Consider the following 15,860-nt stretch of genomic DNA (forward strand, 5'->3'; position numbering starts at 1 on the left):
ACTTTTCAGGAAAAAATAGATCAACATATTGATTTAAAATAACTAAATAAGAACTTAACTCATGTGGCATGGAATATGCTTTCCGGCGATGGACTACTTCATCATGACCCCGGAGGGTATGGCTATGAACCGCTTCGTCATTGCGGAGCCAAAACGTTGTATCGGATGCAACACCTGTATGGCCGCCTGTACACAGGTACACCGCCAACAGGGACTACAGACACATCCGAGATTGACGGTCGAGCGCGATGCCGGTGGCACCGCTCCGGTACTATGCCGTCACTGTGAGGATGCGCCCTGTGCCAAGGCATGTCCGGTCAATGCCATTACGCATCAGGATAATGCGGTGGTACTGGATGAGAATACCTGCATCGGTTGCAAGCTTTGTGCTATCGCCTGTCCATTTGGCGCAATCACTCCATCAGGCAGCAAGCCGCTGTCTATTCCGGAAACGTTTGATCAGCATATTCCGCTGTCCATGCTCTCTGACGTGCCGGTCAGCGTTTCCTCTATTCATCCGTTCCTGTCATGGAATGCCGGTGTTCGCAGCATTGCGGTGAAATGCGACTTGTGTGACTTCCTGGAAAATGGCCCGGAATGTGTGCGTGTCTGTCCGACCAACGCCCTGTATCTGGTCGATGACCAGAGCATGGAAAACGCTATAGCCGCCAAGCAGAAACAGGCGATGGAATGGCCGACCGGTAATATTCCTTTCCCGCCAACGGAAAATGAACGGGAGCCAAAATTATGATGACTGCATTGCAATGGCTGAGTCTGTCACTGGCATTTTATCTGGCGGGCGCACTGCTTTCCCTGTGTCTGTCGCGTCAGGAGTCGATGGCTATCCGCCTGAGTGGGCTCTGTTCGTTTGTCGGCGGTTGCGCCGGCGTCGCGGCGGCATTACCCCTACTACTCGGTGGCCCGGTCGTCACTGCCATGTTTAGTGGTCCATTTGATGCCTTCGCTCACCTGACCTTACGTCTTGATGCCCTGGCGGCATTTATGGTGATGGTGATTTCCCTGCTGGTGATGATGACATCGCTCTACTCACTGGCTTATCTCCAGGAATACCGCGGACGCGGCGCCTGGGCGATGGGGTTCTTCATGAACCTGTTTATCGCCTCGATGGTAGCGCTGGTGGTGGTGGATAACGCTTTCTACTTCATTATTCTGTTTGAAGTGATGTCCCTTAGCTCCTACTTCCTGGTGATTTCCGAACAAAACGAAGAAGCGGTCAGCGCTGGTCTGCTCTATTTCCTGATTGCTCACGCCGGTTCGGTGCTGATCATGATCGCCTTCTTCCTGCTCTACCGGCATAGCGGTAGCCTGGATTTTGCGGATTTCCGAAAGGCATCGCTGTCTGCACCACAGGCTTCCGTTGTCTTCCTGCTGGCGTTCTTTGGTTTTGGCGCCAAAGCCGGGATGTTGCCGTTACACGGCTGGTTGCCACGTGCTCACCCGGCAGCGCCGTCACACGCTTCCGCGTTGATGTCCGGCGTCATGGTGAAAATCGGTATCTTCGGGATCATCAAAGTCGGCATCGATCTGCTCGGTGCCACCGAAACATGGTGGGGCGTGGTGGTACTGGCGTTTGGTGCGGTGTCTTCGGTACTGGGTGTGCTGTATGCGCTGGCCGAACACGATATCAAACGGCTGTTGGCTTACCACACGGTAGAAAACATCGGCATTATTCTGATGGGTGTCGGCGTTGGCATGATTGGCATTGCCACGCATCATCCGCTGCTGGCGATGCTGGGTCTGCTTGGTGGCTTGTATCACCTGCTTAACCATGCCGTGTTTAAAGGCTTATTGTTCCTCGGGGCCGGGGCCGTCATTTATCGTCTGCACACTAAAGATATGGAAAAAATGGGGGGTCTGGCTCGCCTGATGCCACGTACCGCACTGGCGTTTATGGTCGGGTGTATGGCTATCTCCGCGCTGCCGCCACTGAACGGTTTTGTCAGTGAATGGTTTACCTATCAATCGCTGTTTAGCCTCAGTCACGAGGGCAGTTTTGGCCTGCGTCTGGTGGCACCGATTGCCATCGTGATGCTGGCGATTACCGGTGCGCTGGCAGCCATGTGTTTTGTCAAGGTTTACGGTATCAGTTTCTCTGGTGCGCCACGCAGTGAAAAAGCCGCTCAGGCCCGGGAAGTCCCATGGCCGATGACCACCGCCATGTTGTTGCTGGCGTTACTGTGCGTGCTGCTGGGTATCGGTGCCAGCGAGGTCGCTCCCGTCATTGCACAAGTGGCCGCCAGTCTGACCCACAATAGCGCCCCGACTGTGGCACTGGGTATGCAGGTATTCCCTGGCAATCCGCAACAGACCTCGCTGAACACCCCCTTGATCTTCATTCTGTTGCTGGCATTACCGCTGCTGCCGCTGCTGCTTTACGTCGGCTGTCGCGGTGCTCGCCTGAACTTCCGTCAACGCGGCACGCCGTGGGCTTGTGGTTATGGTTATGAAGCCTCGATGGCGGCATCAGCAGGTAGCTTTACCCAACCGTTACGCGTGATGTTCGCACCACTGTACCGGATGCGTAAAACCCTGGATCCCGCCCCGGCGATGCAAAGCGCACTGGAACATACCACCCAGGCGGCAGGATACGTCGAACCTGTGTGGGACGACCATATCGTGGGGCCATTAGTGCGGGGCGTACAACGTCTCGGCCGCGCCGCGCAGTGGATTCAGAATGGTGACTTCCGGGTCTACTGCCTGTATGTGGTCGCCGCGCTGGTTATTCTGATACTGGCGACAATGGCCTAAGGAGAACAGGATCATGACTCACGTTTCCGTATTTACCCTGATCGTCTGTGCCCTGTTACAGGCCGTGCTGTTACTGGCTATTGCACCGCTGATGTCTGGCATGTCGCGGGTCATCCGCGCCAAGATGCACTCTCGTCAGGGGCCGGGCATATTGCAGGATTACCGTGACCTCTTCAAACTGCTGCGCCGGCAGGAAGTGGCGCCGCAGCACAGTGGCGGTGTCTTTCGTCTGATGCCGTTTGTGTTGCTGAGCACCATGATGGTGGTCGCGATGACGTTACCTATCATCACCGATGCCTCTCCGTTCGGGGCCGGCGGCGACATTATCACCCTGCTCTATCTGTTTGCGGTGTTTCGTTTCTTCTTCTCGTTATCCGGTCTGGATTCCGGCAGTAGTTTCGCCGGGATTGGTGCCAGCCGTGAGCTGACACTCGGCGTGCTGGTGGAGCCGATTCTGATTCTGGCACTGCTGGTGGTAGCACTGATTGCCGGATCGACCAATATCGGCAACATCAGTCAGCAATTGGCCAACGGCCATTGGGTTTCACCGACCGCAACCGTACTGGCGCTGCTGGCCTGCGCCTTCGCCGTTTTCATCGAGATGGGCAAAATCCCGTTCGATGTAGCCGAAGCCGAACAGGAATTACAGGAAGGCCCGCTGACTGAGTATTCCGGTGCTGGCCTGGCATTGGTGAAATGGGGTATCAGCCTGAAACAGGTGGTGGTTGCCGCGCTGTTTCTGTCAATTTTCATCCCGTTTGGTAAAGCCGCCAGTGTCTCGCTGGCGGGCATACTGTGGGGTTCACTGACCTTTGTCATCAAGCTGGGAGTGGTATTTATCGTTGCCGCCCTGATTGAGAACAGCCTGGCCCGTGGACGTTTCCTGCTGACCGGGCGAGTTACCTGGCTGGGCTTCGGCGTTGCGGCGCTGGCGTTCGTTTTCTATCTGACTGGTCTATAAGGAGTAAGCATTCATCATGGAGACTTTTGCAATAGAGAATGTTGCCCTTGCGACCATCCTGCTGCCGTTCTTCGGCGCACTGTTGATCGCTTTTATGCCGCCGCGACAGGCCAAGATCCTGTGCAGTCTGTTCGCATTGCTGGCGACACTCGGCATGGGCTGGCTGGCCTGCGCCTATTTCAACAGCGGGAAGACGGACGTCACCTTCACCCTCTACCGCTACGGCCAGACTGAAATCTTCGGATTCATACTGGACAGAATCAGCCTGCTGATTGGCTTTGCCGTGGTGTCCCTCGGCCTGCTGGTGAGCATTTATTCCTGCGGTTACCTGACGCTGGGCAACCGTGAACATCCCCATGAAGGGACCAACCGTTATTACGCGTTCCTGTTGGTGTTCATCGGTGCGATGGCCGGGCTGACACTCTCTTCCACCATTCTGGGGCAGTTGCTGTTCTTTGAAATCACCGGAGGATGTTCCTGGGCGCTGATCGGTTACTACCAAACCCCCAAGTCGCTGCGCTCGGCGATGAAAGCACTGTTGGTAACCCACGTGGCCTCCATCGGGCTTTATCTGGCGGCGGCGTATCTGTTCGTCAACACCGGCACCTTTGCGCTCAGCGCGCTGTCGCAGTTGGATGAAACCGGCAAGATCGTCGTGTTCAGCGGAATTCTGTTTGCCGCCTGGGGGAAATCCGCCCAGTTCCCGTTACACGTCTGGTTGCCGGACGCGATGGAAGCACCCACACCGGTCAGTTCGTACCTGCACGCCGCGTCAATGGTGAAAGTGGGGGTTTACATTTTTGCCCGCGCCATTCTGTCTGCTGGTGAGGTTCCGCACGTGATTGGCGTCGTCGGTATCGTGATGGCCACCATTACCCTGGTGTATGGCTTCCTGATGTATCTGCCGCAAAAAGATATGAAACGTCTGCTGGCCTACTCCACTATCACCCAGCTGTCTTACATCTTCTTTGCGCTGTCACTGTCGATCTTCGGCTCACGCATGGCCTTTGATGCCGGTATTGCCTACATCTTCAACCATGCCTTCGCCAAGAGTCTGTTCTTCCTGGTGGCGGGTGCGCTCAGCTACAGCTGCGGTACCCGTATGTTACCGAAGCTGAAAGGGATAATGCGCAAGATGCCGCTGCTGGGCGTGGGATTCTGCGTCGCAGCGCTGGCGATCACCGGGGTGCCGCCTTTCAATGGCTTCTTCAGTAAATTTCCGCTGTTTGCCGCCGGTTTTGCGCTGTCCCGTGAACAAGTGTGGTTGCTGCCACTGCTGATCATCACGCTGATTGAATCGGTTGGCAGCTTCGCCTGGTTCCTTTACTGGTTTGGCCGTACCGTACCGGGCGAACCTTCGGAGGAAGTGGCTACCGCGACACCAGTGCCCCGCTCCATGCAGGCGGTGCTGTTGGTACTGATTGGGATGTCACTGTTTTCCAGCGTCATTGCCGCCCTGTGGCTGAAATAAGGAACGATCATGACTGGATCACTTATCGTAAATAACCTGGCCGGACTGCTGATCATCACTTCACTGCTGGTGATCGGCGCCAGAAAGCCCACCACCTCAGCTTGTTTGTACGCACTGCAATCGTTAGTGCTGGTGCTGATTTTCATTTCACTGGCCAATACCTTGCACGCACCGGAGTTGTACTGGTGGTCCATCAGCGCCTTTATCACCAAAGTGGTGCTGGTGCCGACCATCATGTACCGCTCCTTCCGTAAGCTGGCCGACCCGAAAGCCGATGGCGGCGTGCTCAGCCCGGCGATGATTATTCTGATCGCCACAGTGATTGTGGTGCTGAGCTACTTCGCGGTGGCCCCGGTGCAACTGCCGATGGTCAGCGAACTGAAACCAGCGCTGGCAGTATCGCTGGGACATTTCATGATTGGCCTGCTGTGTATTGTCAGCCAGCGCAACATTCTCAAACAGGTGTTTGGTTACTGCCTGATGGAAAACGGCGCACATCTGACGCTGGCGTTGCTGGCAAACCGCGCACCGGAGCTGGTGGAAATCGGTATCGCGACCGATGCCATTTTTGCGGTCATCGTGATGGCACTGATGGCACGCAAAATCCATCGCACACTTAACACGCTGGATGTTCAGCAACTGACAGCGCTGAAAGGGTGAATAACATGAGTAATATCGATCTCTTTCTCATCCTGCTGGGTTCACCGCTGGTGGTCGCCCTGTTGGCCTTTGTCTGCCGCTTTACCGGCGGCGCGGCGCGCGGGTTGGTTAACCTGTTGCACTTGCTGGGTATCATCGTGTTATTGGTTGTCACGCTGTTCGCCGTGTGGACCGTCTACCAACACGGCGAGTTGCTGGCCGCCAATCGCTGGCTGCATCTGGATAGCCTGAGCGCTCTGTTTCTGGCCATTCTGGGTATCATCGGCTTTATCACCGGCCTCTATTCGATCGGCTATATGCGCCATGAAGTGGACAGTGGTGAAATCACCGTGACCACATTGTGCAACTACTACGGTTTCTTCCACCTGTTCCTGTTCACCATGCTGTTGGTGATCACCAGTAACAACCTGATCCTGATGTGGGCGGCGATTGAAGCCACCACGCTCAGCTCGGCGTTTCTGGTGGGGCTGTACGGTCAGCGTTCCTCGCTGGAAGCGGCCTGGAAATACATCATTATCTGTACCGTGGGTGTCGCGTTTGGTCTGTATGGCACGGTGTTGGTGTATTCCAATGCCGCCAGCGTGATGGCTAACCCTGGCGACGCCATTTTCTGGACTGAGGTGATGAAACACGCCAGCCAGCTAGATAGCACGCTGATGCACCTGGCATTTATCTTCATCCTCATCGGCTTTGGCACCAAAACCGGCCTGTTCCCGATGCACGCCTGGTTACCTGACGCACACAGTGAAGCCCCCAGCCCGACCAGTGCGCTGTTATCAGCGGTACTGCTGAACTGTGCATTATTGGTAATAATCCGCTATTACATGCTGATCAGTGCCGCCATTGGCCCCGAGTTCCCACAACGACTGCTGATTATTTTCGGCACGATGTCGGTCGCCGTGGCCGCGTTACTGATTCTGGTACAGCGTGACATGAAGCGTCTGCTGGCCTATTCAAGTATGGAAAATATGGGGCTGATTGCCGTGGCGATCGGTATCGGCGGCCCGCTGGGCATACTGGCGGCGTTGCTGCATACACTGAACCATAGTCTGGCGAAAACCCTGTTGTTCTGCGGTTCCGGTAATGTGCTACTGAAATATGGCACCCGCGACATGGATGCGGTGAAAGGCATTCTGCGCGTGATGCCGCTCACCGGCGCGCTGTTCGTGGGGGGGGCGCTGGCGCTGGGCGGCATGCCGCCATTCAATGTGTTCCTGAGTGAATTTCTGACCGTTGTTGCCGGTATTCACGGCGGACATCTGGTGCTGGTGATAGTGCTGCTGGTGCTGCTAACCGTGGTATTGGCTGGTCTGGTACGGATGATAGCCAGTACCGTACTGGGCAGTCGCCCGGAAGCGGTCAGCAAAGGTGAACTGGGTTGGTTGACCACCGTCCCGATGGCGGTTCTGCTGATACTGATGCTGGTAATGGGCACCCATATTCCACAGCCGGTTACCCACCTGCTGGAAAACGCCACCACCATCGTACTGAACAACGGCAAGCCAGCCGAAACGCCGCCATTTTCCTTGTCATGGCAGTCATTGTTTCATCGTCAAACGGCGATTACCGCCACCGCAACGGACGCTGCGCCGCTGGCTGAGCATTCATCGTTAACCCCTTCCCGTCAGGAGATGTACCGTGATTAATGAAACCCCTGTTGCCAACCTGGACAAACTGGGTGCTGGCTATGTCGCCCGCGTCAGAGAGAAATTCCCGGCGACAGTCCTGGAGGAGGAGTGGCAAACCCACAACCAACTGACCCTGACCGTCAAACTGAACATGCTGCCGGAGGTAGTGGAATTTCTGTACTACCAGAATGGTGGCTGGTTATCGGTGTTATTTGGTAATGATGAACGCTCACTCAACGGTCACTTCGCGGTCTACTACGTGCTGTCGATGGAAGAAGGCGAAAAATGCTGGGTGGTAGTGAAAGCCCTGGTGAATCCTACCGTACCGGAATTCCCGTCCGTCACACCACGCGTACCGGCTGCCGTCTGGGGTGAGCGCGAAGTGCGCGACATGTACGGACTGATCCCGGTGGGTCTACCGGATGAACGCCGTCTGGTGTTACCGGATGACTGGCCGGACGAACTCTATCCGCTGCGTAAAGATTCAATGGATTACCGCCAGCGCCCGGCACCAACCTGTGACGACGAGTCCTATACTTTCGTCAACGAAGCCACTGGCGACACCCGTGTGGTGCCAATTGGTCCGTTGCATATCACCTCGGACGAACCGGGCCACTTCCGTCTGTTTGTCGATGGTGAACAGATTATTGATGCCGATTATCGCCTGTTCTATGTCCACCGCGGCATGGAAAAACTGGCGGAAACCCGCATGGGTTACAACGAAGTGACTTTCCTGTCTGATCGGGTATGCGGCATTTGTGGTTTTACCCACAGCGTGGCCTATACCTCGTCGATTGAAAACGCGCTGGGCATTCCGGTACCGCCTCGCGCCCATGCCATCCGCAGCGTGCTGTTGGAAGTGGAACGTCTGCACAGTCATTTGCTGAATATTGGGTTGTCCAGCCACTTTGTCGGCTTTGATACCGGCTTTATGCAGTTCTTCCGGATACGTGAAAAATCCATGCAGATGGCAGAGATGCTGACCGGTGCGCGTAAAACCTACGGTCTGAACCTGATTGGTGGTGTGCGCCGCGATATTCTGAAAGACAGCCGGTTAAAAACCATCAAGCTGGTGCGGGAAATGCATGAAGAAGTCACCCAACTTACCGATATGCTGCTCAATACTGCCAACATGGGGCAACGCACCCAGGGTATTGGTATCCTGGATCGCAAAGTGGCGCGTGACTACAGCCCGGTCGGGCCGATGATCCGCGCCAGTGGCTTCCAGCGTGATGTGCGCATCGATCATCCGTTTGCCGGTTACCTTGATCTGCCGATGGAGCTGCATCATCTGGATGCTGGCGACGTCTATTCGCGGCTGCTGGTGCGCGTGCGTGAAGTCTTCACCTCACTGGCGATGATTGAATTCGGTCTGGATAACCTGCCGGAAGGCCCGCTGCTGAACGAGCATTTCACTTATCAGCCGCATAAATTCGCACTGGGCTTCACCGAAGCGCCACGCGGTGAAGATATTCACTGGAGCATGACCGGCGATAACCAGAAACTGTTTCGCTGGCGCTGTCGTGCCGCCACCTACGCCAACTGGCCGGTACTGCGTTACATGCTGCGCGGTAATACCGTTTCCGATGCGCCGCTGATTATCGGCAGTCTCGATCCGTGCTACTCCTGTACTGACCGGGTAACACTGGTGGATGTGCGTACGCAGAAAATCACCACCGTGCCTTATAAAGAAATGGAGCGTTACGGTCTGGAACGCACCAACTCGCCGCTTAAATAGAGAGATGCATTATGTTGAAACTGTTTAAAACTATCCTGAAAGCGGGCAACAGCACGGTGAAATACCCGTTTGCCCCGCTTGAAGTTGCGGCGGGTTTTCGCGGTAAACCCGAGTATGACCCGGAACAGTGTATTGCCTGTGGCGCCTGCACCATGGTCTGCCCAGCGAATGCATTAACCATGGAAAACGACGTGGTGAACGGTACCCGCACCTGGCAGTTGTTTCTTGGCCGCTGCATCTTCTGTGGGCGCTGCGAGGAAGTGTGTCCCACCCGCGCCATCGCGCTATCGCCGGAGTTTGAAATGGCGGTCAGCAATAAAGCCGACCTCTATCAACGAGCAACGTTCAAATTGCTGGACTGCCATGTCTGCCACCGTCCGTTTGCACCGCAAAAAGAGGTGGAATATGCCATGGCGCTGCTGGTGCAATCCGGGCTGACGGAAGCTGAAGTAGAATCTCAGCGCAGCCGTTTTGAAACCTGTCCCGAATGTAAACGTAAACAGAATATGAACCAACGGGGTAACGTGATGTTGAGTCAGCATCTGTCCGCCCCGACGACCAGAGAGGGAGAGCGCTCATGAGCATGCTGCCTGATGGTGTCGATCACTATCGCACTACGCCTATCACCCTTGATGAGCAGGCGATTAAACTGAAAAAAACGCTGCTGAAGGACATTCAGCGTTCTGCCTATGTTTACCGCGTGGACTGTGGCGGCTGTAACGGCTGTGAAATCGAAATTTTTTCCGCTATTACGCCGCTGTTCGACGCCGAACGCTTCGGTATCAAGGTAGTGGCTTCCCCTCGTCACGCCGATATCCTGCTGTTCACCGGTGCGGTCACCCGCGCCATGCGCACACCGGCGCTGCGTGCCTATGAATCGGCGCCGGATCCGAAAATCTGTATCTCGTACGGTGCCTGTGGCTGCGGCGGCGGTATCTTCCACGATCTGTATTGCGTGTGGGGCGGCAGCGACAAAATCGTGCCGATTGACGTGTACATCCCCGGATGCCCGCCAACCCCCGCCGCCACTATCTATGGTTTCGCCGTGGCGCTGGGCCTGCTGGAGCAAAAGTTGCACGGCAGCGACCATACTCAGGGTGATAACGAAAAAGCGACCTTGATTCACCCGGATGTTCCACTCGATTTACGCATTCTGTTGGAGCGTGAAGCCCGTCGTATGGCCGGTTACTGGCAAGGTCGGGAAATCAGCGACAGCTTTTTGGCCTTGCTGGAAAACCAGCCGCTGGAAGGGCTTGATCAACGTATCAATGCCTACCTTCAACAACATAACGATCCGCGACTAACGGAAATCTTCGGCCAGTTGCAACAGATTTATCTGTCGTTACTTAATGGGGAGCGTTTGCGATGAATACGCGGGTCATTTTCTATGCCTTGAATCAGAAATTTCTCGATACACAGGACAAGATCCCGGAGCAGGCGCAGCAGGTCATGTACTACTCGCTGGCTATTGGTCATCACGTCGGGGTCATTGATTGTCTGAAACGGGTATTGGAATGCCCGCTGACAGAGTACGAAAGCTGGATCGATCAACTGGCGGAGGGTGAAGCCAAACGAAAAATGGCCGGTTTGATGAAATTCGGTGAAATTACCATTGATAGCACTCACACCACCCTGTTGGGTGGTGCTTTCAGCACACTGGACAGCACGCAGGACCACTACGCTGAATGGACCCGCACCCTGATGGACTATCTGGGGGCGATTGACCGTGAAACGGCTCTCTACCTGATGGTGAAACGCGTTGATTACTGAACGTCCACTACGAACTGAAAATATGGTGCTTACCGTCGGTAATACCATGATGGGCGACGATGGCGCGGGTCCGTTGCTGGCCGAGCGCATGACGCAACAGCCGATTGATGGTTGGTCGGTGATTGATGGCGGCGCCATTCCAGAAAACACGGCGCACACGCTACGCGAACTGTGTCCACAGCGCCTGCTGGTGGTGGACGCCACTGATATGGGTCTCAACCCTGGCGAAATCCGCATCGTCAATCCTGACCGCATCGCCGAAGATCTGTTGATGAATACCCACAACCTGCCGCTAAATTTCCTCATTGATCAGTTGAAGGAAGACATTCCCGAAGTGATTTTTATCGGCATTCAGCCAGCACTGGTGGCGTTCTATTTTCCCCTCGGCCCGGAAGTCACTCAGGCGGTAGACACGTTGTACCAACGGCTGGCGACCTGGGAAGGCAATGGCGGGTTTAGCCCGTTGGAATGATTAGACACGATATCATCTTCTCTACCTGCAACAATCCACAGTATTGCGGCAGGTAGAACACTCCCAGGCAGAACATCACCTTTATCTATTCCGCCTCATGCTTTAAGTCACAACGACATCATTAGCGATCTAATTCATATCCCTTATTATCTTTAGCATCCATATTAACGCGACTCAAAATGACAAAAATGGTCAAGCACTCATTAATATGAGAAAAAATAGTTAAGCGCTATCATTATTTATTAGAAATTTTAATATTAAAATAGGTGACATTAGTTATATTATAGCCCAAAATTAAAAACAAATATGAAATAAAATACTTTAATATATATAAATTTAGTTAAAAATAATAAAAAATACAATTTATTAAAAATAAAAAAATATTATTCCTTTATCCCATAAATAAAACAGCTTGACCTAATTCATTAAATTAATTTACATATAACCATATTTAAAAAGGAGGCGTATATGCAGGAAGTAACAGTAAAAACTAACAGAACAAGCTTACTCAAAGTGATCGGCAATACTCCGATGGTTAACATTCTGACAGCAGAATTTCCATCATGCGATCTGCGTTTAAAACTTGAGTCTTATAACCCTGGTGGTTCTATAAAAGACCGGGTTGCATTGCAAATTATTGAAGATGCAGAAAGAAAAGGCGATATAGAACCTGGGGATGAGCTGGTTGAAGCAACTTCCGGTAATACAGGCATAGGAATAGCATGGATAGGCCAACTAAAAGGATATAAGGTTACTATTGTCACACACGATCGGATTAGTAAAGAAAAGCTGGCCTTGTTAAAATATTATGGTGCAAATGTTCTGATTATGCCATCAGATGCCCCTAAAAATTTAATCCATAACTATGTCAATGTAGCGAGAAAGTACTCTGAAATACCAGGTAGGTATTTCTGTAATCAGTTTTATAACGAATCAAATACTCAGGCTCATTATAATTCCACTGCGCCTGAACTATGGTCGCAGATGGAAAATATAGACGCTATTGTCTGCGGAGTGGGTTCTGGAGGAACATTAATGGGGATAGCACGCTACTTCAGAGAAAAAGGAAGTACTACAAAGTTTATAGTTGCAGATCCTGTTGGTTCCATTTATAAATCTCACGTTTGTGGTGGAGACTTTAATCCATCACCTTGTAAAATTGAAGGAATAGGTTCAAATTTCATCCCTGGTATTTTAAAAAAAGAATTCATTGATGATGTTATGGAAATAAGTGACGAAGAAGCCTTTTCTACCTGCAATCTTGTCAGAAAGAATGATTCAATCGATATCGGACTGTCAAGTGGTGCTATTGTTGCCGCTGCAATAAAGCTACTGTCCAAAGACATGTATAAGAGAGTAGCCTGCATATCTCCTGATGCGGGAGAAAGATATCTTTCAAAATTTCAGAGTCAGAATAATCAATGAAAAACTCACAACTAATTCACAAAGTCATAGAAAACCACAAAACACCAGTATATGTATACTTTGAAGAGAAGCTAAAAAAAAACATTCAGAAATTAAAAGAATCCTTCAATGCTCATGGCTACAGCATACTTTATGCACTGAAGGCAAATTCAAATCCTACGTTACTAAAAATCATGCACAAGGCAGGGTTAGGTATTGACGCCTGCTCTACTGAAGAAATAGTATTATCATTAAAATGTGGTTTTAATCCAGGTAATATATACTACAATTCAGATTGTATTACTCTCGATGAGATGAGATTTTCTCATAGTCAAGGTGTTCATATTATTATTGGCTCACTTGACGCACTAGCTGTATATTGTACGTATTTTAAACAAAGTAAAATAAGCCTAAGAATTAACACAGGCATAGGAGCGGGACATTCTTCAAAAGTTATTACAAATGGAGAAATGTCTAAATTTGGTATTCTCCCATCAGAAATTGAGAAAGCAAAGCAGCTATGTCTGAAGAATAACATTGAAATAGAAGGCCTTCACTCCCATACCGGTTCAGGTGATATGTCATCAGAAAAATATCTGGAAAATGCAAGATCACTTATCCAGTTATCTAATAATTTCACTACTATTCTTTTTCTTAATTTTGGTGGAGGATTTGGTTATGACTACCACCACAATAATGACTATGACATAAGATCGGTGCGCCTTGGATTAGACAAAATGCGTCAGAACTTAAACGTCAACGCTAGTATCCGTTTTGTTGTCGAACCAGGAAGATATTTAGTCGCCGATATCGCCACTCTCGTAGCAAAGGTCTGTTCAGTAAAAGACTATGGCTCACGAAAATACATCGGTCTTGATACGGGTTATAATCACTTTCCACGGTGTTTCTATTATAATGCCTGGCACGAGATTGAAAACATTACCAGCACTCAAGAGAAAACAGAGAGTTATGATATTACAGGCTACTTATGTCAGTCTGGAGATATTTTCTGTCGTGAAAGATGCTTACCACGAACTTATGTTGATGATATCATATGCATCAATGATGTAGGTGCATATGGTTACTCAATGAGTTCTAACTTCAACCTACGGACGAAACCTGCGGAAGTAATGATTGATGAAAAACAAAACATTCATCTGATACGTAGAAAAGAAACTATTGACGATTTACTGACAACATGTTTATTTGAATGAGAAGATTATGAGCATTGCACTTTCAAATTTAATTCCTATTTTTTTAGTGTTCTTCCTAGGAATAAAACATCAATTTTTCATTCCTCACACCAACCTTAAAATAGTTGAAAAATTATCAAACGCCTGCCTTTATTTTCTTCTTATATTCATGGGTATAACCGTTGGGCTAATTCCAGATATCACAGAAAAACTTGTCACTGTTGGCGTAAATGCCATCAGCATTGCAGTTGCATCTTCTTTATCTATTGCGATTGTATTGAAAGTATTCCATTATAAAGAAAATGTTATTCTGGATGAGGGTATGGCTATTTCAGATAACCAAAAGGTTGCATTTGATTTAATCGGATATATTAAAGACCCTTTGGTTTTGACAGGGCTTGTCATCATTGGGTTCTTCCTTGGTTATAGACAAATAATCCCTACCATGAATTATGATATTCTTATAACTGCATTGTTATATTTGTTGATTTTTTTCATTGGAATAAAACTATCACGGTCAGGATTGAATTTAAAAGAAGTTTTTTTTAATCGTAATAATGTCATTATGACATTATTAACCGTATTTTCTTCTTATATTGGTGCTATCATTGTATCTTTTTTTATACCTTTATCATTAACACATTGCCTGGCTATCAGTTCAGGATTCGGTTGGTATACACTCTCTGGGATTTTATTTACTAAAATGAACAATCCACTACTAGGATCTGTCGCTTTCTTATGTGATCTTTTTCGTGAAGCAATTGCTTTATTATTAATTCCGACACTTTCTCGTATAGGTAACGGGAATATTGCCATCGGCGTCGCTGGTGCAACTGCGATGGATGTGACGTTACCTGTTATCGAAAAACACTGTGGAACGCCCTATGTCCCGGTTGCTTTGCTTTCTGGTGGTGTCATTACAATACTCGTCCCATTTTTAATCCCTTTTTTCTATTCTTTATAGCGTAAAGGAGCACAAATTCATGTTTACAACAATAAGGCTTTTTGATTCATCTCCTTATGAAAGTAATTTCACCGCAAAAGTACTCTTTGTTGGCGAAGACCATATTATTCTGGACAGAACGCTCTTTTATCCATTGTCAGGGAATCAGGATTTCGATTCCGGCATTATCAATAACGTTGATGTGACATCTACCTATGTTGATGTGGGCGAAGAGAATTTAAATAAATTAGATTTCAATGCGCCAATCAAGCATTATTTGAACACAAGTAGCTTTACCGTAGGGCAAAACGTTGAAGGCAGCATTGACTTTGAAAAAAGATGGCAAACAATGCGCCTTCACTCAGCCAGCCATATTGTCGAATATTTACTAAGCCAACATCCTGATTTTATGTCAGTTGAAGGATCTTTCGTTAACCATGAAAAAGATAGAAGCGACTATAAACTGTCCAATAATTTAACACCTGATGGACTTGCGGTTCTTGAAGAAAAAGTCAATGAATTCATATTATCTGACCAAGATATCAGTTGCACAATAAGTGGGAAATTAAGGTTCTGGCAATGCGCAAATATCTCAATGCTTTGCTGCGGAACACACGTGAAGAAGACAAAAGAGATAGGACAAGTGAAACTATCAAGAAAAAACAAAGGGAAAAACGTCAACAGAATTGAAATCCGCCTGCTTAGTTAATCGTACTCTTATTCAGAGGTAGATATTCTTATAGATAGGATATCTATACTCTACATAATTCAAAGCGTCTCGCTAAAACCGGGGAATAATTACCCCACTCCAGCTTTCTCCTTATCAAGGAGCCAGATACCCATCCTCCTTG

The 15,860-nt window shown here is 49.9% G+C and carries 15 protein-coding genes; all 15 read left to right on the forward strand.

Going from position 1 to position 15,860, the window contains the following annotated elements:
* Window positions 1-124: 124 nt before the first annotated feature.
* The 15 genes from CWC46_RS17260 to CWC46_RS17330 all read left to right on the forward strand — a co-directional run bounded on the left by CWC46_RS17260 (window position 125) and on the right by CWC46_RS17330 (window position 15,718).
* Window positions 125-751, forward strand: a complete 627-nt coding sequence (locus tag CWC46_RS17260; RefSeq protein ID WP_021015301.1) for a 4Fe-4S dicluster domain-containing protein — start codon at window positions 125-127, stop codon at window positions 749-751.
* Entirely contained in the window at window positions 748-2,769 is a 2,022-nt protein-coding gene (gene hyfB / locus CWC46_RS17265; protein WP_021015300.1) for a hydrogenase 4 subunit B, read from the forward strand. The genes CWC46_RS17260 and hyfB overlap by 4 nt, the downstream gene beginning before the upstream one ends.
* 13 nt (window positions 2,770-2,782) lie before the next feature.
* Window positions 2,783-3,730, forward strand: a complete 948-nt coding sequence (locus tag CWC46_RS17270) for a respiratory chain complex I subunit 1 family protein (protein ID WP_021015299.1) — start codon at window positions 2,783-2,785, stop codon at window positions 3,728-3,730.
* Window positions 3,731-3,746: 16 nt separating this feature from the next.
* Window positions 3,747-5,201 (forward strand): hydrogenase 4 subunit D, encoded by a 1,455-nt coding sequence (locus CWC46_RS17275; protein ID WP_021015298.1) that lies wholly within the window; start codon window positions 3,747-3,749, stop codon window positions 5,199-5,201.
* A 9-nt stretch (window positions 5,202-5,210) separates the two neighbouring features.
* A complete protein-coding gene (gene hyfE, locus CWC46_RS17280) occupies window positions 5,211-5,861 on the forward strand; it encodes a hydrogenase 4 membrane subunit (protein ID WP_021015297.1) in 651 nt (216 codons plus the stop codon).
* Window positions 5,862-5,866: 5 nt separating this feature from the next.
* Complete coding sequence (locus tag CWC46_RS17285; RefSeq protein WP_021015296.1) at window positions 5,867-7,507, forward strand: hydrogenase 4 subunit F; 1,641 nt, start codon at window positions 5,867-5,869, stop codon at window positions 7,505-7,507.
* Window positions 7,500-9,227, forward strand: coding sequence for a hydrogenase large subunit (locus CWC46_RS17290; protein WP_021015295.1), 1,728 nt, complete (start codon window positions 7,500-7,502; stop codon window positions 9,225-9,227). The genes CWC46_RS17285 and CWC46_RS17290 overlap by 8 nt, the downstream gene beginning before the upstream one ends.
* Before the next feature lie 11 nt (window positions 9,228-9,238).
* The gene (gene hyfH, locus CWC46_RS17295) at window positions 9,239-9,808 is read left to right on the forward strand and encodes a hydrogenase 4 subunit H (RefSeq protein WP_021015294.1); all 570 of its coding nucleotides are present in this window, start codon (window positions 9,239-9,241) and stop codon (window positions 9,806-9,808) included.
* Entirely contained in the window at window positions 9,805-10,596 is a 792-nt protein-coding gene (locus CWC46_RS17300) for an NADH-quinone oxidoreductase subunit B family protein (RefSeq protein WP_021015293.1), read from the forward strand. The genes hyfH and CWC46_RS17300 overlap by 4 nt, the downstream gene beginning before the upstream one ends.
* A complete protein-coding gene (locus tag CWC46_RS17305) occupies window positions 10,593-10,997 on the forward strand; it encodes a formate hydrogenlyase maturation HycH family protein (RefSeq protein WP_021015292.1) in 405 nt (134 codons plus the stop codon). The genes CWC46_RS17300 and CWC46_RS17305 overlap by 4 nt, the downstream gene beginning before the upstream one ends.
* Window positions 10,998-11,019: 22 nt before the next feature.
* Window positions 11,020-11,469, forward strand: coding sequence for a hydrogenase maturation peptidase HycI (gene hycI / locus CWC46_RS17310; protein WP_021015291.1), 450 nt, complete (start codon window positions 11,020-11,022; stop codon window positions 11,467-11,469).
* Window positions 11,470-11,937: 468 nt separating this feature from the next.
* Window positions 11,938-12,894 (forward strand): PLP-dependent cysteine synthase family protein, encoded by a 957-nt coding sequence (locus CWC46_RS17315; protein ID WP_021015290.1) that lies wholly within the window; start codon window positions 11,938-11,940, stop codon window positions 12,892-12,894.
* Complete coding sequence (gene lysA / locus CWC46_RS17320) at window positions 12,891-14,087, forward strand: diaminopimelate decarboxylase (RefSeq protein ID WP_021015289.1); 1,197 nt, start codon at window positions 12,891-12,893, stop codon at window positions 14,085-14,087. Before CWC46_RS17315 ends, lysA begins: the two co-directional genes overlap by 4 nt.
* A gap of 7 nt (window positions 14,088-14,094) precedes the next feature.
* Window positions 14,095-15,030 carry a LysO family transporter gene (locus CWC46_RS17325; RefSeq protein ID WP_021015288.1) on the forward strand — a complete coding sequence of 312 codons (936 nt, stop codon included), beginning with the start codon at window positions 14,095-14,097 and terminating at the stop codon, window positions 15,028-15,030.
* A gap of 19 nt (window positions 15,031-15,049) precedes the next feature.
* Complete coding sequence (locus tag CWC46_RS17330; protein WP_021015287.1) at window positions 15,050-15,718, forward strand: alanine--tRNA ligase-related protein; 669 nt, start codon at window positions 15,050-15,052, stop codon at window positions 15,716-15,718.
* The last annotated feature ends 142 nt before the right edge of the window (window positions 15,719-15,860 follow it).

This window comes from Prodigiosinella confusarubida, from assembly GCF_002847015.1.
GTDB lineage: Bacteria > Pseudomonadota > Gammaproteobacteria > Enterobacterales > Enterobacteriaceae > Prodigiosinella > Prodigiosinella aquatilis.

Bases quoted from the DNA above. Each gene is read 5' to 3' on its own strand.
- CWC46_RS17305 (WP_021015292.1), top strand. From the start codon at position 10,593: ATGAATACGCGGGTCATTTTCTATGCCTTGAATCAGAAATTTCTCGAT.
- CWC46_RS17300 (WP_021015293.1), top strand. From the start codon at position 9,805: ATGAGCATGCTGCCTGATGGTGTCGATCACTATCGCACTACGCCTATC.
- CWC46_RS17330 (WP_021015287.1), top strand. From the start codon at position 15,050: ATGTTTACAACAATAAGGCTTTTTGATTCATCTCCTTATGAAAGTAAT.
- CWC46_RS17325 (WP_021015288.1), top strand. From the start codon at position 14,095: ATGAGCATTGCACTTTCAAATTTAATTCCTATTTTTTTAGTGTTCTTC.
- lysA (WP_021015289.1), top strand. From the start codon at position 12,891: ATGAAAAACTCACAACTAATTCACAAAGTCATAGAAAACCACAAAACA.
- CWC46_RS17285 (WP_021015296.1), top strand. From the start codon at position 5,867: ATGAGTAATATCGATCTCTTTCTCATCCTGCTGGGTTCACCGCTGGTG.
- CWC46_RS17275 (WP_021015298.1), top strand. From the start codon at position 3,747: ATGGAGACTTTTGCAATAGAGAATGTTGCCCTTGCGACCATCCTGCTG.
- hyfH (WP_021015294.1), top strand. From the start codon at position 9,239: ATGTTGAAACTGTTTAAAACTATCCTGAAAGCGGGCAACAGCACGGTG.
- CWC46_RS17260 (WP_021015301.1), top strand. From the start codon at position 125: ATGAACCGCTTCGTCATTGCGGAGCCAAAACGTTGTATCGGATGCAAC.
- hycI (WP_021015291.1), top strand. From the start codon at position 11,020: ATGGTGCTTACCGTCGGTAATACCATGATGGGCGACGATGGCGCGGGT.
- hyfB (WP_021015300.1), top strand. From the start codon at position 748: ATGATGACTGCATTGCAATGGCTGAGTCTGTCACTGGCATTTTATCTG.
- hyfE (WP_021015297.1), top strand. From the start codon at position 5,211: ATGACTGGATCACTTATCGTAAATAACCTGGCCGGACTGCTGATCATC.
- CWC46_RS17270 (WP_021015299.1), top strand. From the start codon at position 2,783: ATGACTCACGTTTCCGTATTTACCCTGATCGTCTGTGCCCTGTTACAG.
- CWC46_RS17315 (WP_021015290.1), top strand. From the start codon at position 11,938: ATGCAGGAAGTAACAGTAAAAACTAACAGAACAAGCTTACTCAAAGTG.